This is a genomic window from Nocardioides aequoreus (assembly GCF_000720335.1).
Lineage (GTDB): Bacteria > Actinomycetota > Actinomycetes > Propionibacteriales > Nocardioidaceae > Marmoricola > Marmoricola aequoreus.
In genome coordinates, this window is record NZ_JOJN01000003.1 from 16,355 (window position 1) to 36,836 (window position 20,482).

16 protein-coding genes and 1 pseudogene are annotated in these 20,482 nt (G+C 73.6%); 7 read left to right on the forward strand and 10 right to left on the reverse strand.

All coding sequences use genetic code 11. From position 1 onward, the window contains the following. Window positions 1–7: 7 nt before the first annotated feature. Window positions 8–1,843, forward strand: coding sequence for a phosphogluconate dehydratase (edd, locus tag IG63_RS0106490; protein ID WP_030483565.1), 1,836 nt, complete (start codon window positions 8–10; stop codon window positions 1,841–1,843). Continuing rightward, complete coding sequence (gene eda, locus IG63_RS0106495; protein WP_084596772.1) at window positions 1,840–2,517, forward strand: bifunctional 4-hydroxy-2-oxoglutarate aldolase/2-dehydro-3-deoxy-phosphogluconate aldolase; 678 nt, start codon at window positions 1,840–1,842, stop codon at window positions 2,515–2,517. The genes edd and eda overlap by 4 nt, the downstream gene beginning before the upstream one ends. Window positions 2,518–2,532: 15 nt before the next feature. Here eda and IG63_RS0106500 read toward each other — a convergent pair whose 3' ends face one another. From IG63_RS0106500 to IG63_RS0106515, 4 genes are read right to left on the reverse strand one after another with little or no spacing between them, the layout of a single operon-like run. Further along, window positions 2,533–4,836: a beta-xylosidase/alpha-l-arabinosidase gene (locus IG63_RS0106500; protein WP_036194646.1), complete on the reverse strand. Its 2,304-nt coding sequence runs from the start codon at window positions 4,834–4,836 to the stop codon at window positions 2,533–2,535. Window positions 4,837–4,862: 26 nt separating this feature from the next. Next, a complete protein-coding gene (locus tag IG63_RS0106505) occupies window positions 4,863–5,684 on the reverse strand; it encodes a carbohydrate ABC transporter permease (RefSeq protein ID WP_051706295.1) in 822 nt (273 codons plus the stop codon). Beyond that, window positions 5,681–6,682, reverse strand: a complete 1,002-nt coding sequence (locus tag IG63_RS0106510; protein WP_211249238.1) for a carbohydrate ABC transporter permease — start codon at window positions 6,680–6,682, stop codon at window positions 5,681–5,683. Before IG63_RS0106510 ends, IG63_RS0106505 begins: the two co-directional genes overlap by 4 nt. Beyond that, window positions 6,679–7,926 carry an ABC transporter substrate-binding protein gene (locus IG63_RS0106515; protein ID WP_245604354.1) on the reverse strand — a complete coding sequence of 416 codons (1,248 nt, stop codon included), beginning with the start codon at window positions 7,924–7,926 and terminating at the stop codon, window positions 6,679–6,681. Before IG63_RS0106515 ends, IG63_RS0106510 begins: the two co-directional genes overlap by 4 nt. Before the next feature lie 151 nt (window positions 7,927–8,077). Here IG63_RS0106515 and IG63_RS0106520 point away from each other — a divergent pair, with 151 nt between their 5' ends. The 5 genes and pseudogenes from IG63_RS0106520 (at window position 8,078) to IG63_RS0106540 (ending at window position 14,595) form a co-directional block, all read left to right on the forward strand. After that, a complete protein-coding gene (locus IG63_RS0106520; protein WP_036194648.1) occupies window positions 8,078–9,103 on the forward strand; it encodes a LacI family DNA-binding transcriptional regulator in 1,026 nt (341 codons plus the stop codon). Continuing rightward, the gene (mmuM, locus tag IG63_RS0106525; RefSeq protein WP_030483572.1) at window positions 9,100–9,945 is read left to right on the forward strand and encodes a homocysteine S-methyltransferase; all 846 of its coding nucleotides are present in this window, start codon (window positions 9,100–9,102) and stop codon (window positions 9,943–9,945) included. Before IG63_RS0106520 ends, mmuM begins: the two co-directional genes overlap by 4 nt. A 130-nt stretch (window positions 9,946–10,075) precedes the next feature. Next, entirely contained in the window at window positions 10,076–11,272 is a 1,197-nt protein-coding gene (locus IG63_RS0106530) for an MFS transporter (protein ID WP_051706297.1), read from the forward strand. A gap of 178 nt (window positions 11,273–11,450) precedes the next feature. Further along, a pseudogene (locus IG63_RS20485) lies at window positions 11,451–12,903 on the forward strand (amidohydrolase). Window positions 12,904–12,975: 72 nt separating this feature from the next. Next, on the forward strand, window positions 12,976–14,595 hold the full coding sequence (locus IG63_RS0106540; RefSeq protein WP_030483574.1) for a peroxidase family protein: 1,620 nt from the start codon (window positions 12,976–12,978) through the stop codon (window positions 14,593–14,595). On the opposite strand, the gene IG63_RS0106545 is transcribed toward IG63_RS0106540, so the two are convergent. The 6 genes from IG63_RS0106545 to IG63_RS0106570 all read right to left on the reverse strand — a co-directional run bounded on the left by IG63_RS0106545 (window position 14,596) and on the right by IG63_RS0106570 (window position 20,429). Beyond that, window positions 14,596–14,823 (reverse strand): hypothetical protein, encoded by a 228-nt coding sequence (locus IG63_RS0106545; protein WP_030483575.1) that lies wholly within the window; start codon window positions 14,821–14,823, stop codon window positions 14,596–14,598. It lies immediately after the preceding gene. Continuing rightward, complete coding sequence (locus tag IG63_RS0106550; protein WP_211249239.1) at window positions 14,820–15,806, reverse strand: LLM class F420-dependent oxidoreductase; 987 nt, start codon at window positions 15,804–15,806, stop codon at window positions 14,820–14,822. The genes IG63_RS0106545 and IG63_RS0106550 overlap by 4 nt, the downstream gene beginning before the upstream one ends. Window positions 15,807–15,867: 61 nt before the next feature. Continuing rightward, a complete protein-coding gene (locus IG63_RS21375; RefSeq protein WP_030483577.1) occupies window positions 15,868–16,602 on the reverse strand; it encodes a DUF2470 domain-containing protein in 735 nt (244 codons plus the stop codon). Window positions 16,603–16,664: 62 nt separating this feature from the next. Beyond that, the gene (gene eat / locus IG63_RS0106560; protein ID WP_030483578.1) at window positions 16,665–18,104 is read right to left on the reverse strand and encodes an ethanolamine permease; all 1,440 of its coding nucleotides are present in this window, start codon (window positions 18,102–18,104) and stop codon (window positions 16,665–16,667) included. Window positions 18,105–18,201: 97 nt separating this feature from the next. Continuing rightward, on the reverse strand, window positions 18,202–19,185 hold the full coding sequence (locus IG63_RS0106565; RefSeq protein ID WP_030483579.1) for an NADPH:quinone oxidoreductase family protein: 984 nt from the start codon (window positions 19,183–19,185) through the stop codon (window positions 18,202–18,204). 17 nt (window positions 19,186–19,202) lie between these two features. Next, complete coding sequence (locus IG63_RS0106570) at window positions 19,203–20,429, reverse strand: M15 family metallopeptidase (protein ID WP_051706304.1); 1,227 nt, start codon at window positions 20,427–20,429, stop codon at window positions 19,203–19,205. Window positions 20,430–20,482: the final 53 nt, after the last annotated feature.

Below are 20,482 nucleotides of genomic sequence, written 5' to 3' on the forward strand. Positions count from 1 at the left end.
CCAGCCCATGCCCCCCACCACCCACCCCGTCCTGGCGGAGGTGACCGCCCGGATCGTCGAGCGGTCGGCCACCGAGCGCACGGCCTACCTCGCCCGCCTCGACGCGGCCGCCGAGCGCGGCCCGATGCGCACCCGGCTCGCCTGCGCCAACCTCGCGCACGGCTTCGCCGCGTCCGGCGAGGTCGACAAGGCCGCGCTGCGCGGCAAGGTCAAGCCCAACGTGGCGATCGTGTCCGCCTACAACGACATGCTCTCGGCCCACCAGCCCTTCGAGACCTTCCCCGCGCAGCTCAAGCGCGCGGTGGTGCGCTCGGGCGGCATCGCGCAGTTCGCCGGCGGCGTGCCCGCGATGTGCGACGGCATCACCCAGGGCCGTGACGGCATGCAGCTCTCGCTCTTCAGCCGCGACGTCATCGCGATGTCGACCGCGATCGCGCTCAGCCACGACATGTTCGACGCGACGCTCATGCTCGGCGTCTGCGACAAGATCGTGCCCGGCATGCTCATCGGCGCGCTCTCCTTCGGCCACCTGCCGGCCGTCTTCGTGCCCGCAGGCCCGATGACCTCGGGCCTGCCCAACGGCGAGAAGGCCCGGATCCGGCAGCAGTACGCCGCCGGCGAGATCGACCGCGAGGCGCTGCTCGAGGCCGAGTCGGCGTCGTACCACTCCGCGGGCACGTGCACCTTCTACGGCACCGCCAACTCCAACCAGCTGCTGATGGAGGTCATGGGCCTGCACCTGCCGGGCGCCTCCTTCGTCAACCCCGGTACGCCGCTGCGCGCGGCACTGACCGACGCCGCCGCCGCGCGGGCGACCGCGCTCACCGCCTGGGGCGAGAGCTGGACGCCGGTCGGCCACGTGGTCGACGAGAAGGCGATCGTCAACGGGTGCGTGGCGCTGCTCGCCACCGGCGGATCGACCAACCACACGATGCACCTGGTCGCCATCGCCAAGGCCGCCGGCATCACGCTGACCTGGGACGACCTGGCCGACCTGTCGGCGGTGGTGCCGCTGATGGCGCGGGTCTACCCCAACGGCAAGGCCGACATCAACCACTTCCACGCCGCCGGGGGCCTGGGCTTCACGGTGCACTCGTTGCTCAAGGCCGGGCTGCTGCACGACGACGTGCAGACGGTGGCCGGGCACGGCCTGTGGCGCTACACGAGCGAGGCTCGGCTCATCGGGGGAGAGCTGAGCTGGGAGGAGGGCCCGAAGCGCTCGCTGGACACCGACGTCCTGCGAGGCGCTGACGACCCCTTCAGCGCCGACGGCGGCCTGCGGATGCTCGACGGCAACCTCGGCCGATCCGTCATCAAGACCTCGGCGGTGGCGCCGGAGCACCGGCAGGTCAAGGCGCCCGCACGGGTCTTCGACGACCAGGCCGACTTCCTGCAGGCCTTCTCCGACGGCGACCTCACCGGCGACTTCGTGGCGGTCATCCGCTTCCAGGGCCCGGCGGCCAACGGGATGCCCGAGCTGCACAAGCTCACGCCCGCCCTCGGCGTGCTGCAGGACCGTGGCCAGCGCGTCGCGGTGGTGACCGACGGCCGGATGAGCGGGGCGTCCGGCAAGGTGCCCGCCGCCATCCACCTCACCCCCGAGGCCTCGGTCGGCGGCCCGCTGGCGCGGGTGCGCGACGGCGACCTGGTCTCGCTCGACGCCGACGCCGGCATCCTCGAGCTGCACGTCGCCGAGCACGACCTCGACGAGCGCGAGGCCGCCTCGGCCGACGACAGCTTCGTCTACGGCACCGGCCGCGAGCTCTTCGCGGCCTTCCGCTCCCACGTCGGTCCCGCCGACGAGGGCGCCTCGGTCTTCGCCACCCGCAAGGAGCGGCTGTGAGGGTCTCGACAAGCTCGACCGACGACAGCGTCTCGACCGACGACAGCGTCTCGACAGGCTCGAGCTCGCTGCTCGACCGGACCCCGGTGATCCCGGTGGTGGTGCTGCACGACGTCGCCCACGCCGTCCCCGTGGCCGAGGCCCTCGTCGAGGGCGGCGTGCCCGTCATCGAGCTGACCCTGCGGACGCCGGCCGCGCTGGCCTGCGTCGAGGCGATCGCGGCCGCGGTGCCGGAGATCCTGCTCGGCGTCGGCACCGTCGTGGCACCGGCCCAGGTCAAGGACGCGCTCTCGGCGGGGGCGCAGTTCCTGGTCTCCCCCGGCACCACCGAGTCGCTCGCCGCCGCCATGCGGGAGACCGGGCTGCCGCACCTGCCCGGGGCCGCCACCGTCAGCGAGGTGCTGCGGCTGCTCGAGCTCGGCTACGAGGAGCTGAAGTTCTTCCCCGCCGAGCAGTCCGGCGGTGCGCCCTTCCTGAAGTCGCTGGGCGCCCCCGTGCCGCAGGCCCGCTTCTGCCCCACCGGCGGGATCAGCGCGGCGACCGCGGCGTCGTACCTCGCGCTGCCCAACGTCGGCTGCGTCGGCGGCTCGTGGCTCACCCCGGCCGACGCCGTCGAGTCCGGCGACTGGGCCCGCATCGCCACGCTGGCGCGGGAGACGACGCTCCTGGGCTGAGCCGGCCGGGCCCGTCTAGGTCGTGGTCTCGGTCTCGGTCTCGACCTCGGTCCACCGCGGGTCGTCACCGGTGACGTGGTGCACCTCGCCCACCAGCTCGACACGGGTCTCGACCAGCCGCTCGCCGCTGGAGCCCACCCACAGCTCGACCTCGCCGGGCTCGACGACGCGTCGCAGGTGGCGGTCGCTGAAGGCGAGCCGCGTGGTCGGCACCCGCAGGCGCACCGTCGCGGAGCGGCCCGGGTCGAGCTCGACCCGGGCGTAGCCGAGCAGCTGGGCCACCGGCCGGGTGACCGAGGCGACGATGTCGCGCCCGTAGAGCTGCACCACCTCGGTGCCGGCGCGCTCGCCCGTGTTGGTCACGCTGACCTGCACCGTCAGCACCCCGTCGGTCGGCACCTCCGCGGACGCCACCAGGTCGTGGTGGTCGAAGTCGGTGTAGGAGAGGCCGTGCCCGAAGGGCAGCGCGGGCGTCGGGTCGAGGTTGCTCACCGGGGAGCGCCCGGCGAGCGGGGCGTGCAGGTAGGAGTAGGGCTGCGCCCCCGCCGAGGTGGGCATGCTCACGGGCAGCCGCCCCGACGGGTTCACCCGGCCGGTGAGCACCCCGGCCACCGCGCGCCCGCCCTCCTCCCCGGGGAAGAAGGCCTGCACCACCGCCGCGCACGACTCCAGGGCCCAGCCGACGGCGTAGGCACGACCGGTGAGCAGCACCATCACCACGGGTGTGCCCGTGGCGAGGACCTCCTCGACCAGCGCCCGCTGCACGCCGGGCAGCTCGAGGTCGTCGCGGTCGCACCCCTCTCCGACGGTGCCGCGGCCGAAGAGACCCGCTTGGTCACCCACGACCACGACGGCGACGTCGCTCGCCGCCGCCAGGGCGACGGCCTCGGCGAAGCCCGACCGGTCGTCGCCGTCGACGCCGCAGCCCGGCGCGGTGGTCACCGCGAGATGCTCAGCGAGCGCCCCGGCGACGGTGGCCACCTCGAGCCCGGCCGGGACGTCGGGGTGGCGGTCGAGCACGTGGTTGACGAAGGAGTAGCAGCCGAACATCGCCTCGGCGCGGTCGGCGTTGGGGCCCACGACCGCGACACGGGTGGCCGGGGCGAGCGGGAGGGTGCCGTCGTTGGCGAGCAGCACCACCGACTCCTCGGCCAGCCTGGCCGCCAGCGCGCGGTGCGCCGCGGGGTCGAGGTCGGGCACGCCGTCGGCGGCGTCGAGCCGGTCGACGTAGTCGGCGTCGAGCAGCCCGAGCTCCTCCTTCTGCCGCAGCACCCGGAGCACGGCGCGGTCGACCAGCTGCTCCGGCACCCGACCGTCGGTGACGGCGTCGCGGAGGGGGGCCAGGTAGGCGTGGCCGGTCGGCAGCTCGATGTCGACCCCCGCGGCGAGCGCCTGTCCGGCGGCGTCGGCGAGGTCGGCGGCCACGCCGTGCAGCGAGTGCAGGAAGGCCACCCCGAAGTAGTCGGCGACGAGGGTGCCGTCGAAGCCCCACTCGTCACGCACCAGGCCCGTGAGCAGGTCGGCGTCCGCCGCGGCGGGGACGCCGTCGACGTCGGTGTATGCGTGCATCGCCGAGCGGACGCCGCCGTCGCGGATGGCCATCTCGAAGGGCACGAGCAGCACGTCGCGCACCTCCCGGCGGCCGGCGTGGGTCGGCGCGAGGTTGCGGCCGCCGCGCGAGCCGGAGTAGCCGACGAGGTGCTTCACGGTGGCCACGGTGCCGCCCGCCTGGACCCCGCGCACGTACGACGTCCCGATGCTCCCCACCAGGTAGGGGTCCTCACCGATGCACTCCTCGCAGCGGCCCCACCGGGCGTCGCGCACCACGTCGAGCACCGGGGCGAGCCCCTGGTGCACCCCGAGCGCCCGGCACGACTCGCCGATCGCCTCACCCACCTGCTGCACGAGCGCGGCGTCGAAGCTGGCGCCCCAGGCCAACGGCGTCGGGAAGGTGGTGGCCTGCCAGGCGCAGACGCCGGTGAGGATCTCCTCGTGCGCGATGGCCGGGATGCCCAGCCGGGTCTCGGTGGCCAGCCAGCGCTGGGACTCGCGCAGCGCCCGCGCCCCCACCGCGGGGTCGACCGGGCGGGTGCCGTACATCCGCGTCAGGTGACCCAGCCCGTGCTCGGCGAACTCGTGGAACTCCGGCGGCTGCTCGCCGAGCATGTCGTCCTGGAGCGGCGCGACGACCTCGCCGTCGGCCCCGGCCCCCGTCCAGAGGCCGACGAGCTGGGCCAGCTTCTCCTCCAGCGTCATGCAGGCGAGCAGCGACGCGGCGGTCCGGTCGGTGGCGGTGGGCGGTGTCGCGAGGTCGGTCACGGGGTCTCCTCGGAGGTGGTCGACGGTCATCCCTTCACCGCACCCGTCAGGCCGCCGACGATGCGACGCTCCGCGAGCAGGAAGAAGAGCAAGGCGGGGAGCATCGCCATCGAGGTGAAGGCGAGCACCGCCGCGGTGTCCTGGGTGTACTGGGTGGAGAAGGTCGCCACGCCGAGGGGCAGCGTGTAGGCGCTCTCCTGGTCGAGCACGAGCAGCGGCAGCATGTAGGCGTTCCACGAGGCCACGAAGGCGAGCACGCCCACGGTCACCAGCGCGGGCATCGAGAGCGGCAGCGCGATCCGCCAGAAGAAGCCGAGCCGCGAGCACCCGTCGACGGCGGCGGCGTCCTCGAGCTCGTCGGGCAGCGCCCGCAGGAAGGGTCGCAGGATCACGATCGTCATGGGCAGCGCGAAGGCCGCCTGCGGCAGCGCGACCCCGAGCGGGCTGCTGGTGAGGTCGAGGTCGCGCAGCAGCAGGAAGAGCGGCAGGATCGCGACCGTCAGCGGGAAGAGCAGCCCGAGGGTGAAGAGGGTGTACAGCACCTCGCGCCCGCGGAACTCGTAGCGCGACAGCGCGTAGGCCGCCATCACGCCCGTCACCACCACGAGCGCGGTGGTCACCACCCCGATCAGCGTCGAGTTCAGCGTCATCCGCCAGAACGACGAGGAGGTGAGCACGCTGGTGTAGTTGGTGAGCACCCAGGGATCCGGCAGCGCCACCGGGTCGGCGGCCAGCTGGCCCGTGGTGCGGAAGCCGCTGACCACGGCGTACGCCACGGGGGCGAGGGTGACCGCGACGACGGCGAGGGCCACGCCCACCGCGAAGGTCCGGGACACGCGGCCGGTCATCGACGCCTCCCCCCGAGCCGGTCGGCCACGTCGCGACGCAGCACGAAGCGCTGGTAGAGCAGCGCGACCACGAGCGAGATCGCGAAGAGGACGACGGCGACGGCGCTGCCGTAGCCGTAGCGGAAGCGCTCGAAGCCCTGCGAGATCAGGTAGGTCGCCATGGTGCTGCTCGCGTTGGCGGGGCCGCCGCCGGTCATGATCCAGACCAGGTCGAAGAGCTGCAGCGAGCCGATCATCGACAAGAAGGCCCAGATCCGGATGGTGGGGCCGAGCAGCGGCAGCGTGATGGCGCGCTGCGCCTGCCACCACGAGGCGCCGTCGAGCGAGGCGGCCTCGTGCAGCTCGGGCGGGATCCCCTGCAGCCCGGCGAGGAAGAGGATGATCGCGAAGCCGACGTACTTCCAGGTCAGCACCACCATCATCGTCACCATCACGACGCCGGGGTCGCCGAGCCACAGCTGCACCGCGCGGCCGAGCCCGACCGACTCCAGCGCGGCGTCCATGAAGCCGTCAGGCTGCAGCATCAGCAGCCAGATCACGGCCGCCATCGCCTCGGCGAGGACGTAGGGGACGAAGATCAGCATCCGCAGCAGCGCGCGGCCGCGCATCGGGCGGTTGAGCAGCAGCGCCACCCCGAGCCCGAGCGGCAGCTGGACGAGCAGCGAGAGGCCCACGATCCAGAAGTTGTGGGCGATCGCCCCGCGGAAGACCGGGTCGCCCAGCGCCTCCCGGTAGTTGTCGAGGCCGACGAAGTCCTCCAGCGGGGTGAGGCCGTTCCAGCTCCACACGCTGTAGTAGGCGGCCTGCGCCACCGGCAGCAGCACGAAGCAGCAGAAGAGCAGCAGCGCCGGGGTGACGAGCAGCAGCACCTCGCCGCGGCGTCGCCAGTCGTCGGCGCTCGCCGAGGACCCCCGGCGCGACGGCGGCCGACCCTGCGCCGACCGCGCACGGGCGCGGTCGGCGGAGGTCTCGCCGCGGTCGTGCTGCAGCAGCGTCACGACGAGGCGGAGGAGATCGCCGCGACGATGTCGGCCGGGGTCGACTCGCCGGCGAAGAGCAGCGAGACGGCGTCGTTGAGCGCGCCGCCGACGTTGGGCCCGTAGGCGGTGTCGAGGTAGAGCTGCACGTACGGCGCCTGGTCGCGGTACTCCGCCACCGTCACGAGGTTGGGGTCCTCCAGCGAGTCCTCGGTGCCCTGCACCGTCGGGATGCCCGCACCGGTGGCACCGAAGCCGCGCTGCACCTCGGGGCTCATCACGTAGGCCAGGAAGTCGGCGCACTCCGGGGGCGCGGTCACCGAGCAGGAGAAGCCGTCACCGCCGCTGAGGGCGGCCGCCTGGTCTCCCTCGCCGTCGGGAGCCGTGGGGAAGGGGAACCAGCCGAGGTCCTCGCCCAGCCCCTCGCCGTCCTCGGTGAGCCCCGACATCACGCCCGGGTTCCAGTGGCCCATCAGCTCCATCGCGACCTTGCCGTTGGCCAGCAGCCCGGCGGAGCTGGTGGCTCCCTGCTGGGCGGAGGTGCCGAGGAAGCCGCGGTTGAAGGGCTGCGCGGAGACGATCGACTCGACGAGCTCGCCCGCCCGCTCGAAGCAGGGGTCGGAGAAGTCGAGGTCGACGCCGGCCTGCGTCAGCGTCTCCTCGCTGCACTCGCGCACGGCGGCGTAGTACCAGTAGTGCGCGGCCGGCCACTTGTCACCCGCGCCCACGGCGGCCGGGGTGAGCCCGGCGGCCTCGAGGTCGTCGATGACCGAGAGCAGCTCCTCGGTCGTCGCCGGCGGCTCCACGCCCGCCTCGGCGAAGAGCGCCTTGTTGTACCAGAAGCCGACCACGCCGAGGCTCCACGGCAGCCCGTAGGTCGCGCCGTCGACCTGCCACCCGGCGGCGGAGCCGCCGACCGACTCGATCTCCTCGGGCAGCTCCTCGGTCAGGTCCATCAGCAGCCCCGACTCCACCTGCTGGGCCATCTCGCCGCCGCCCCACTGCTGGAAGAGGTCCGGGGGGTCGTTGGACTGCAGGGCCGCGGTGAGCCGCGAGCGCAGGTCCTCGTTCTGCAGCGCGCTGATCTCGATGTTCACCCCGGGGTTCTCGGCCTCGTAGTCGGCGGCGACCCCCTCCCAGTAGCCCTTGAGGGGATCGTTGTTGCCGTTGTGCCACCAGGTGAGGGTCGTCTCGCCGTCGGCCGAGTCGTCCCCGCCGCCCCCGCCGCACGCCGCCAGCAGCGCCGCGCACGCGACCGCCGCCACCGCTCCCAGAGCCCGCTTCCTCGCCGTCCTCGCCATGGTCGTCCCGCCCTCTTGTGTCGTGGGTCACACCTGTTGCCGCACAGGTCTACGCGGTCGCACAGGCTCGTGTCAATCGTTATCGATAACGTTATCTACGCGCTACAGTCAGGCCGTGAGCAGTCCCCGCGTGACGATCCACGAGGTGGCCCGCACGGCGGGCGTCTCGGTGGCGACCGTCTCCAAGGTCATCAACGACCGGTACGGCGTCGCGGCCGGCACCTCGGAGCGGGTCCGCGAGGTCATCGACCAGCTCGGCTACGAGTCCAGCCTGGTCGCCCGCAGCCTGCGCAGCTCGCGCACCAGCGTGCTCGGCATCCTGGTCGCCGAGTTCGAGCCCTTCAGCGCTGAGATCCTCAAGGGCGCCTCGCGCGCCATCACCGGCACGGGCTACGAGCTGCTGGCCTACTCGGCCGGCGCGTCGGGGCCCGCGCAGCACCCGGGCTGGGAGCGGCGCCACCTGCGTCGGCTCGCAGGCACCCTCATCGACGGCGCGGTGCTCGTCACCCCGACGGTGGTCGACACCGGGGTCTCGGTGCCCGTCGTGGCCATCGACCCCCACACCGGGCCGGCCGGCATGCCGACCATCGACTCCGACAACCACTCCGGCGCGGTCGCCGCGACCGAGCACCTGCTGGCGCTGGGCCACGAGCGGATCGGCTTCCTCGCCGGACGCCCCGACCTGGAGTCCTCGCGACTGCGCGAGGCCGGCTTCCGCAGCGCCATGGCGGCCGCCGGGCTCGCGGTCGACGAGCGGCTGGTCGTGCCCGGCGACTACCGGCGCGAGGACGCGCTGGAGCCGTCGCGCGGCATGCTCGCCCGCGCCGACCGGCCCACCGCCGTCTTCGCGGCCAACGACCTGATGGCCCTGGCCGCCCTCGACGTGGCGGCCGAGCTCGGGCTGGACGTGCCCCGCGACCTCAGCGTCGTCGGCTTCGACAACGTGCCCGAGTCGGCTCTCTGCGACCCTCCGCTCACCACCATCAGCCAGCCGATGCAGCAGATGGGGGCCGAGGCGGTGACGATGCTGCTGGGCCTGCTGGCCGCCGGCGAGGAGGCCGAGCCCGCGTCACCGGCCCACGTGCAGCTCCCGACCGGGCTCGTGGTGCGCAGCTCCACCGCTCCCCCGGCGCCGCGGTGACCACGGCCGCGACCCGGCGCCGGCGCCGGTGGCCCCCCGACGGCGTGCTCGTGCTCGACGGCGGGATGTCCAACGCGCTCGAGGACGAGGGTGCCGACCTCGCGGACCCGCTCTGGACCGCGCGGGTGCTCCGGGACGAGCCGCAGCGCGTGGCGGCGGTCCACGAGCGCTACTTCCGCGCCGGGGCCGACGTGGCGACCAGCGCCACCTACCAGGCGCCGGTCGAGCTGCTGGGCCACGGCGTGGCGATCGCCCGCGAGGTGCGTGACCGGGTCGCGCCCCACGGACTGGTCGCCGGCTCGCTCGGGCCCTACGGCGCCCTGCTCGCCGACGGCTCGGAGTACCGCGGCCGCTACGGCCTCAGCGCCGCCGCGCTCCGCGACGTGCACGGCCCGCGGCTCGAGGCGCTGGCCGCCGCCGGGCCCGACGTCATCGCCGTCGAGACCGTGCCCGACCTCGACGAGGCCCTGGTGCTGCTCGACCTGCTGGGCGGGCTGGGGCTCCCCGCGTGGCTCTCGTACGCCGTGGTCGGCGACCGCACCCGGGCCGGCCAGCCGCTCACCGAGGCGTACGCCGCCGTCGCGGCCACCGACGTCGTCCCCGGCGTCAACTGCTCGGCGCCCGGTGACGTGCTGGGAGCCCTGGCCCTGATGGCCGGCCCCGGGGTCGTCTACCCAAACCGCGGGGAGGACTGGGACGGCACCCACAAGCGCTGGACGGGCGCCGGCGCCTTCGACCCGGGTCTCGTGCCGCCGTGGGTCGCGGCGGGTGCGGTCGGCGTCGGCGGCTGCTGCCGCGTGGGTCCCGACGACATCCGCGCGGTGCGCGAGGCCCTGGCCTGAAATCCGCTTGACCCGCGGGTCCTCGACGTACGACGGTCGGGGCATGCGCGAGCCTTGACCCATCGCCACCGACCTCCGCCGACGTCGCCTCGAGTGGCGCCTGCTCGCGTGGCAGGCGCTCGACGAGGCGATGCCGATCTTCCCCGTCTACGCCCTGCTCTTCGCCGACGCCGGGCTGTCGCTGGCCGACATCTCGCTGCTCTTCGTGCTGTGGTCGGTCGTCGGGATCGTGCTCGAGGTGCCCTCCGGCGCCTGGGCCGACACCGTCTCGCGCAGGCTGCTGCTCGCCCTCGGCTCGGTCACCTACGCGGCGGGCTTCGCCTGCTGGGTGCTCGTCCCGACCTTCGCCGGCTTCGCCGCCGGCTTCGTGCTGTGGGGGCTCTCCGGCGCGCTCACCTCCGGCACCTACCTCGCCCTGGCCTACGACGAGCTCGCCGCGCTGGGCGCGCCGCACCGCTACGCCCGGCTGATCGGGCTGGGTCGCGCGCTGGCCATCACCGCGATGATGCTCGCCAGCGTCGCCGCGACACCGCTGCTCGCCGTCGGCGGCTACGACCTCGTGGGCTGGGCGAGCGTGGGCGTGTGCGGGGTGCAGCTGCTCGTGGTGCTCTCGCTCCCCTCGGCGCCCAAGGCGGTCTCGGCCGACGACGTCGACGAGCTCCAGGACCTCGAGGGCACCCCCGGCTTCGTGCCACCCCGACCCGGTGTCTGGCACCGCTGGCGGCACGCGCTGCGCACCGGCGTGACCGAGGCCGGCACCTCGGCGCTGGTGCGGGGCGCCGTGCTCGCGAGCGGCGCGATCCTGGCGCTGCAGGTGCTCGACGAGTACTTCGGGCTGCTCTTCGAGCAGCAGGGCGCGGCGCTGGTGCTGGTCCCGGTGCTCTACGCCCTCACCAGCCTGGGCGAGATCGTCGGCGCGCTGGTCGCGACGCGCGCGGGTCACTGGCGGCCGGCGTACGTCGGTGCCGCGGTCTCGCTCGCGGGGGCGCTGGTCGCCGTCGCAGCCCTCACCGACGATCCCTACGTCGCCGCCCTCACGCTCACCCTCGGCTACGGTCTGGTGCAGCTGGCGGTGGTGGTCAGTGAGGTGCGGCTGCAGGACTCGATCGAGGCCGGCGCCCGCGCGACGGTGATCTCGACGTCCAACGTGCTCTCCGAGGTGCTCCAGGTGCTGGCCTTCGTCGGCTTCGCGCTCGCCCCGACGGGAGACGTGGCGGCCCCGGTGCTGGTCGCCGGGCTCGTGGCCGTGCTGCTGGGTCCCCTCGTCGTCCGCTGGCTGCCGCCCGCGCCGCGACCGCCCGAGGTGGCACCATCGGCTCGTGGCTGAGCAGCAGATCGCGTACGTCGGCGCCCGCGTCTTCGACGGTCACCGCTACCGCGGCGACGTCGGCCCCGTGCTCGTCGAGGGCGGTCGGATCGGCGCGGTCGGCGCCTCGGTGCCCCGCGGCGCGGAGGTGGTCGACTGCGGTGGCGGGCTGCTGAGCCCCGGCTTCACCGACGCGCACGTGCACGCCGTGCAGGGCGGGCTCGAGCGCACCCGCTGCGACCTCTCCGAGCTCGGCACCCGCGAGGAGTACCTCGACGCGGTGGCGGCGTACGCCGCGGCGCACCCGGAGCGCCCGTGGGTGCTGGGCGGCGGCTGGGCGATGGCCGCCTTCCCCGGCGGGACGCCCACGGCCGCCGACCTCGACCGCGTCTGCCCCGACCGGCCGGTCTTCCTGCCCAACCGCGACCACCACGGCGCCTGGGTCAACAGCCGCGCCCTCGAGCTCGCCGGCGTCCGCGCCGACACCGGCGACCCGGCGCACGGCCGGATCGAGCGCGACGAGCACGGGCGCCCGAGCGGCACCCTCCACGAGGGTGCGATGGCGCTCGTCGGTAGGACTGCCCCCCACCACCGAGGCGGAGTACGACGCCGCGCTGCTCGCCGGGCAGTCCTACCTGCACTCCCTGGGCGTCGTGGGCTGGCAGGACGCGATCGTCGGCGAGTACGCCGGCATGGACGACTGCGGACCGGCGTACGTGCGAGCCGCCTCGCGCGGCGACCTGACCGCCCACGTCGTCGGCGCGCTCTGGTGGGAGCGCGACCGCGACGAGCAGCAGATCGCCTCGCTCGTCGAGCGGCGGGAGGCCTTCAGCACGGGCCGCTTCCGCGCGACCAGCGTGAAGATCATGCAGGACGGGGTCGCGGAGAACTTCACGGCCGCGATGACCGCGCCCTACCTCGACCGCTGCGGCCACGCGACCACCAACGCCGGGCTCTCCTTCGTCGACGCCGGCACGCTGCGCCGCGTCGTCCCGCTGCTCGCGGCCGAGGGCTTCCAGGTGCACGTGCACGCCATCGGCGACCGCGGGGTGCGCGAGGCCCTGGACGCCTTCGAGGGGGTCTCGACAGGCTCGACCGGCGAGGGCGGCTCCGCCGGCGATCTGCGGCACCACGTGGCGCACCTGCAGGTGGTGCACCCCGACGACGTGCCGCGCTTCGTCGAGCTCGGTGTCGCGGCCAACCTGCAGGCGGTCTGGGCCTGCCTCGACGACCAGATGGTCGACCTGACGATCCCCTTCCTCGGCGAGGAGCGGGCGGGCTGGCAGTACCCCTTCGGGGCGCTGCACCGGACGGGAGCGCGGCTCGTCGCGGGCTCCGACTGGCCGGTCTCCACGCCCGACCCGCTGCAGGCGATCCACGTCGCGGTCAACCGGTGGGCCCACGGCGAGGACGGCCCGGCCGGCTCCGAGCCCTTCCTGCCGGAGCAGTCGCTGGACCTCGCGACGGCCTTCGCGACGTACACCTCGGGCTCGGCGTGGGTCGACCACCGCGACGAGGTGGCGGGCACGCTCGAGCCGGGCAAGGCGGCCGACCTCGTGCTGCTCGACCGCGACCCCTTCACCGCGGACGCCGCCGAGATCGGCGCCGCGACGGCGGTCGCCACCTGGGTCGAGGGCACACGCGTGCACTGAAGGCGTCCGGTTTGTACCTGGCGGTCCACCGCCAGGGAGGAGTAGACCGGTGCCCGGGGAGAGGGGTCCGCCATGGTCCACCACGGCTCAGAGACGTTCCACATCGAGGGCGAGGGTGTGGTCGCCACTCAGCTCGGGGGCCGCAGCGGCCATGATCCGGACCCACTCAACGCTCCCGACGGACCACCGACCGCACCGGCGACCCGGCAGCTCGCGGCCGGCGAGGCCCCGGAGTTCCGCTTCTCGCGCGTGGGACCCAAGGGGCGTCGCCTCCGGCTCGCCCTGGCGCGCAAGCTGGCCACGGCGATGGTCGACGAGGGCGGGGGCACCGGACGCGAGGGTATCCCCGCCGGCTACACCTACCTCGGGCAGTTCGTCGACCACGACCTGACCCTCGACCGCAGCGCGCTCGTGCCGGGCGGGGAGCAGGACCCCCTCACGATCCTCAGCGGGCGCTCGCCGCGGCTCGACCTCGACTGCCTCTACGGGCTCGGGCCCCAGCACCCGGACTCCGAGAAGTTCTTCGCCGCCGACGGCGTGAAGCTCAAGGTCGGCACGACCTCGCCCTTCGGGTCGCTGCCCTCGCACGCGGAGCGCGACCTGCCGCGCGTGGGCGTCGGCACCGACGCCGAGGCGCGCAGGGCGCTCATCCCCGACCACCGCAACGACGAGAACCTCGCCGTGGCGCAGACCCACGTGGCCTTCATCAACTTCCACAACAAGGTCGTCGACAAGGTCCCCGACAGCGTCGCCGCGAGTCGACGCTTCTCCCGGGCCCGTCGCGCCGTGACGCTGCACTACCAGTGGCTGCTGCGCCACGACTACCTGCCGCGCATCGTGGTGCCGCGCATCCTCGACGACGTCTGGGAGGACGGCCGCAAGGTCTTCGAGGCCGGTGCGTCGCCGATCGACGTGCCGACCATGCCGGTGGAGTTCTCGGCCGCGGCCTTCCGGATGGGGCACAGCATGATCCGCGGCGCCTACAACTGGAACGCCGAGTTCCCGGTCGACGCGGGCACCCTGGGCTTCCTCTTCACCTTCTCCGGCACCAGCGGCGACATGTTCGGCGCCACCACGCTGCCGAGCAACTGGATCGTCGACTGGCGCCGGCTCTACGACTTCCCCGCCGCAGGCAAACCGGGGCTCGCCGCGCCCGGCGGCACCAACCTGGCGATGCGCCTCGACACCCGCCTGACCGACCCGCTCCGGGAGCTGCCGCTGCTCGGTCTCGACGCCGACGAGACGCTACCGGTGATGCAGCGCAACCAGGCCTTTCGCAACCTGGTGCGCGGCAGCCTGCTGCGCCTGGCCAGCGGGCAGCAGATGGTCAAGCTCTTCCGCGACGCGGGCCTGACCACCAAGGCGCTCACCCGCGCCCAGATCATCGACGGCTCGGGAGGCGCCAGGCTCACCGGGCTGACCTCGGCGGAGAAGGACGCCATCGCCACGAGGACACCGCTGTGGTTCTACGTGCTGCGCGAGGCCGAGGTCACCGACGGGCTGATGCGCGGGGTCGGCGGTCGGCTCGTGGCCGAGACCTTCCACCGGGCCATCGAGGGCAGCCGCAACAGCATCGTCCGCAACGCCGACTGGACACCGACCTTCGGCCCTCGCCGCGGGACCTTCGAGATGACCGACCTGCTGCAGTTCACCTACGGCTCCACCAAGAAGGCGCTCGCGCCGGTGGGGTGATCAGAGCAGCGTGGCGACGTCCTCGCGGCCGCCCCGGTCGTCGATGTGACGCACCAGGGTGTCGCGGGTCTCCTCGCCGAGGTCGACGCCCGCCTCGGCCAGGGCCTCGTCGAGCTGCTGCCGGATGGTCTCCGTGGTCGCGGACTCCTCGTAGGAGCTGACCCGGTCGTAGACCGCCTGCACGACCTCGACCGTGGCCTCGTGGGTGCCGTCGTGCTGCTCGCTCATGCGCTCGCCTTCCTCAGCTTCTCCAGCAGGGTGGGAGCCACCTCGTCGAGGAAGCGCCCCTGGGTCTCGCCACCGACCTGCACCAGGGCCACGTCGGTGAAGCCGGCCTCCCAGAAGGGGCGCACGGCCTCGACGATCGCGTCGACGTCGGGCCCGCACGGGATGTTGTCGGCCACGTCGTCGGGGCGGACGAACTGCGTCGCCCCGGCGAAGCCGTTGGTCGTCGGCAGGTCGGCGTTGACCTGCCACCCGCCGGCGAACCAGCGGAACTGCTCGTGCGCCCGCGCGACCGCGGTCTCGCGGTCGGGGTCCCAGCAGATCGGGAGCTGGCCGACGGCCCGGGCGCCCTGGCCGATCGTGGGCGCGCCCTCCGTGGCGTTCCACGCGGCCACGAGCTCGGCGTCCGGCTCGGTGGCGACGAGGTGGTCGGCCAGGGGCCCGAAGGTCTCGATGCCGCGCGGCCCCCCGGCGGCGACGCCGATCTCGACGGGCTGCTCGGGAAGGTCCCAGATGCGGGCCGAGTCGACCTGGAAGTACTCGCCGTCGTGGTCGACCAGGTCGCCGGTGTGCAGCGCGCGGATGATCGCGATCGCCTCGCGCAGCATCGCCTGGCGGTGCTGGATGCCGGGCCAGCCGTCACCCACGACGTGCTCGTTGAGGCTCTCGCCGCTGCCGAGGCCGAGGGTGAAGCGGCCCTCCGCGAGCAGCTGCACGGTCGCGGCCTTCTGCGCCACCACCGCGGGGTGGTAGCGGATCGTCGGGCAGGTCACGTAGGTCATCAGCCGGCTGGTCGACGTCGCGTGGGCGACCGCGCCCAGCACCGACCAGGCGTACGGCGCGTGCCCCTGGGCGGAGAGCCAGGGCGAGTAGTGGTCGCTCATCACCTGGAAGTCGAAGCCCGCCCGCTCGGCGGCGACCGCGTGGTCGACCAGCGCCCGCGGCCCTGCCTGCTCGGTCATCAGCGTGTATCCGAAGTCCGTCACGTGCTGCCGGGTACCCCGGTGGGCAGGAGCCATCTCCCGTGGGTCGAGCCCGACGGGATCCTCACGCGTGGCCGTGACGGGGGGTGACGGCGTGACCCAGCAGCTCGCCGAAGGCCTCGCGCACCGCGCAGGCGCACCGCGCGGGAGCCGGGAAGGGCAGCCGCAGGTCGTGGTGGCCACCGCCGACGGCGTAGACGCGCAGCACCAGGCCGGCGCGGTCGAGGCCGAGCGCACGGACCGTGTCCCCGGGTCCACGGAGGGCGCCGGCCCGCTGGGCCAGCAGGTCGACGGCGTCGCCGTGGTCACGCTGCAGGTGCGGCAGCCAGGTGCGCTCGTCGGCCACCAGGGCGTCGGGGGCGGCGGCGCGGTAGGCCTGCAGGTCGACGACGCGCCAGCCCTCGGACGCGCTCCCCCCGGTGCCCTCGCAGCGCCAGTCGAGCTCGAGGCTCACCGGTCGCAGGCTGACGAGGTCGCCCACCGTCTCCGGGGCGGGACCGACGAGGTGGTCGACGATGCCCTGCGGCCGCGGCCCGGTCCAGGGCGCCACGACGCCGCGCATGCGGAAGCGACCGCGCACCCGGTCGGGCTGCGGCACGCTGGCGACGTCGGTGCCGAGCAGCGTCGCGAGGTCGCCGATGCCCACGGCGGGCGTCGCCGCCAGCAGCAGCGTGCCGTCGGGGAGCACGACGTGCCGCGCCACCCCCTGGGGGTCGGCGGGTCCGGGGCCCTGCAGCCGGAGGTCGCCGCTCACGGCGAGCATGCTGCGGATCCGCTCGGCGGCGCTCGGCTCGTGCATGAGGTAAGGCTAGCCTAAGTCGTCCTCGGCGTCACCGGGCCGGCCACGGGGCGGACGACGACCTACTTCAGCTCCGACTCCGCGCTCTCGATCGCCGCGAACTCCTCCTCCGGGGCGGCCGCAACCAGGTGGTGGCGGCTGTAGAACCAGAAGTAGGCCAGGCCCGCGAGGAAGACGACGGCCGTGATGCCCGCCGCCTTGACGTCGACGAAGAAGGTCGCGACGACGGCCACCACGCTGAGCACCAGCGCGAGACCGGTCGTGACGACGCCGCCCGGCGTCCGGTAGGCGCGCTCCAGGTCGGGCTCCCGGCGGCGCAGCATGATGTGGCTGAGGTTGAGCAGCACGTAGGAGACCGTGGCGCCGAAGACCGCGATGTTGATCATCAGCGCGCCGTCCTCGGTGATGGCGGCGAGCAGGAAGCCGATCGTGCCGGGCACGATCAGCGCCACCCAGGGGGTGTTGCGCTTGCCGGTCAACGACAGCACCCGCGGCAGGTAGCCCGCGCGCGAGAGCGCGAAGAGCTGCCGGGAGTAGGCGTAGATGATGGAGAAGAAGCTCGCGATCAGCCCCGCGAGGCCCGCCCAGTTGACGAAGTCGGCCAGCAGCGAGTCGCTGCCGCGCACCGCCCGGATCGCCTCCGGCAGCGGGTTGTCGCTCGCGCGGATGGTCTCGGAGCCCGCCGAGCCGGGGAGGATGAAGAGGATCAGCACCGCGAAGACCAGCAGCGTCACCATCGCGGCGATGATGCCCTTGGGCATGTCGCGCTTGGGGTCGCTGGTCTCCTCGGCCGCCAGGGGCACGCCCTCGACGGCGAGGAAGAACCAGATGCCGTAGACCAGCGCCGCGACGACGCCCGCGAAGCCCATCGGCAGGAAGTCGCTCGCGCCGGCCGCGCTGGTGGGGGCGATGTCGAACATGTTGTCGACCGAGAAGGACGGCAGCAGGCCCACCAGCGCGGCCACGAGCGCGACGACCGCGATCGCGGTGATGCCGAACATCAGCTTCAGCGCCTCGCCCACGCCGTAGAGGTGGATGCCGATGAAGACGAGGTACGCCGCCAGGTAGATCACCCACAGGCTGACCCCGCCGAAGAGGCCGAGCGCCTGGATGTAGCCGCCGATGAAGACCGCGATCGCCGCGGGAGCCACGGCGTACTCGATGAGCACGGCCAGACCCGTGGCGAAGCCGCCCAGCGGACCGAGGGCCCGCCGCGCGAAGCCGTAGCCCGCGCCGGCGACCGGCAGCGCCGAGGACATCTCGGCCAGGCCGAAGACCATGCACGTGTACATCACGCCCATGAGCACGGTGGCGATCATCAGACCGCCCCAGCCGCCCTCGTCGAGGCCGAAGTTCCACCCCGCGAAGTCACCGGAGATGACGTAGGAGACGCCGAGGCCGGCGAGCAGCACCCACCCGGCCGCCCCGGCCTTGAGCTTGCGCTGCTCCAGGTAGCTCTCGTCGACCTGTTGGTAGTCGACCTGCGACTTGCGACCAGCCATTGCCGTGCCTCCTGAGCGAGGGATCGCGGCCGGGGCGCAACGATCTCGGGGTCTGCTGAGTGTGTGACCGCCCCCGAGGCGGGTCAAGCACCGCGCGTCACGGACGCGTGAAATCTCCCAGTACGAGGACCGACTTGCCCAGAGTCGCCCGATCCGCCATCTCCTGCAGGGCGCGACCGACCTCCTCCAGCGGGTAGGTCGCCCCGATCGGCGGGTCGATCGCCCCCTCCTCGACCATGGGCAGCAGCGCCTCCCACTGCCGGCGCATGAAGCCGGGCCGGGCCATCGCGTAGGCGCCCCATCCGACGCCGCGCACGTCGATGTTGTTGAGCAGCAGCCGGTTGACCTTCACCGCCGGGATCGCGCCGTCGGTGAAGCCGACGACGAGCAGCCGACCGAGCGGCGCCAGGCTGCGCAGCGAGTCGGTCATCAGCTCGCCGCCGACGACGTCCATCACCACGTCGACCCCCCGGCCGTCGGTCAGCTCCTTGACCGCGTCGCGGAAGCCGTCGACGAGCACCACCTCGTCGGCGCCCGCCCGTCGCGCCACCTCGCCCTTGGCCTCGGTCGAGACCACGGCGATGCTCCGCGCGCCCATGCCGCGGGCGACCTGCAGGGTCGCGGTGCCGACGCCGCCCGCGGCGCCGTGCACCAGCACCGTCTCGCCCTCCCGCAGACCGGCCCGGTCGGCGAGCGCGAAGTGCGCGGTCAGGTAGTTCATCGGCAGCGCGGCCCCCTGGACGAAGGTGAGCGCGTCGGGCAGCGGGAAGACGCCGTCGGCGCCCACGCTGACCAGCTCCTGCGCGCCGCCGTACGGCATCACGGCGGCGACGCGGTCGCCCGGCGCCAGGTCGCTGCCCTCGGGAGCCGAGCGCACCGTGCCGGCGACGTCGACGCCCAGGCTGAAGGGCGGCTCGGGGCGCACCTGGTACTCGCCGCGGCTCAGCAGCAGGTCGGGGAAGGAGATCCCGACGGCGGCCACCTCCACGAGCACCTCGCCGTCGCCCGGCACCGGCTCCGGCACGTCGTCGATCGTCACGGCACCGGGGCCGTCGGTCGTGGTCACCCTCGCGGCACGCATGGGGGCGAACCTAGCGCCTACCCCGCCTTGACCAGCCGGGCGAGCTCGAAGTGCATGGGGTCGGTGTAGTTCCAGTCGCCGCCCCAGGCGAAGCCCCAGCGCTTGAAGATCGCCACCACGGTGCGGTCCATCTTGCCGGCGATGCCGCGGTAGTTGTCGCGGGCGTTGAGGTCGATCGCGGTCCCGAAGGTGTGGAAGGAGAGGCCGCGCGCCGGGTTGCGGGCGATGAAGCGCGGCACGTAGCAGCCGTCGTAGGTGTAGATCGCCTCCGACAGCCCGGCCGAGACGACGTCGCGCAGCGCCGCCCGCAGCTGCGGCAGCATCACCCGGTGGCCGGTCACCGGGCCGATGATCGGCATCTCCATCGTGGTGATGTTGGCGCTGACCCAGGCGGGGTCGGGGTTGACGGTGCCGTCGGGGTTGGCGGTGTAGCTGAAGGAGCCGACCGCCTGGGCGACCGAGCCGCCCACGAGCACCGCGGTCTGGGCCGCGTCGAGGTCGAGGTCGGGGCCCAGGATCAGCACGCTGGCCAGGTCGCCGGCGATGCGGGTCAGCTGCTTGCGGATCTTCTGCGGCGCGGGCGTGCCCATGGCCAGCAGCGCCGCGTTGGTGCGCGGCATCCCGAGCTCCTCGGCCCACCGGGTGTTGACGATCGCGTCGATGCGGCGGGCGCTGGTCGCGGGCAGCAGCGCGGCGAAGGCGCCGATGTGGATGGTGCGCGCGTCCTCCTCGTTGCCGATGCGCAGGTTGCCCTCGTCGTCCTGCAGCCGCCGGCCGAGCCGCGGCTCCACGCAGATCTCGCCGCCCGCCACCCGGTCCCAGACCTCCTGGGTCTGGGCGGTGCCGGCCTGGGTGAAGTTGCGGAAGCTGGCGACGTCGACGGCGGCGTAGGTCACCTGCCGGTCGTCGACGAAGAAGGAGCCCATCGACATCGGCTCCACCCGGTCGACCTCGCCGATGTCGCGGATCCGCGCCAGCACGTCGTCGGCCAGGGTGTCCTGGCTGAAGACCAGCACGTCGGAGGAGAGGATCGGCGGCTCGAAGGGGCCGGGGGCGTCGACGGCCATGTCGGGGCCCGCGACGGGACGCGGGCTGCTGCTGCCCGTCGCGCTCGGCGAGCCCTCGGGGGTCGGCTCGGCCGTGGCGTCGCCCACCGCGCCGCACGCGGCGGCGACGGGCGCGATGCCCAGGAGCGCGAGCACGTGGCGGCGGCGTACGCGCGAGTCGTCGGCCTCCTCGCACATGCCGTCGAGGGTAGCCGGGAGAGCCAGGTCGGCGAGGTGCTTCGCGCCGACCG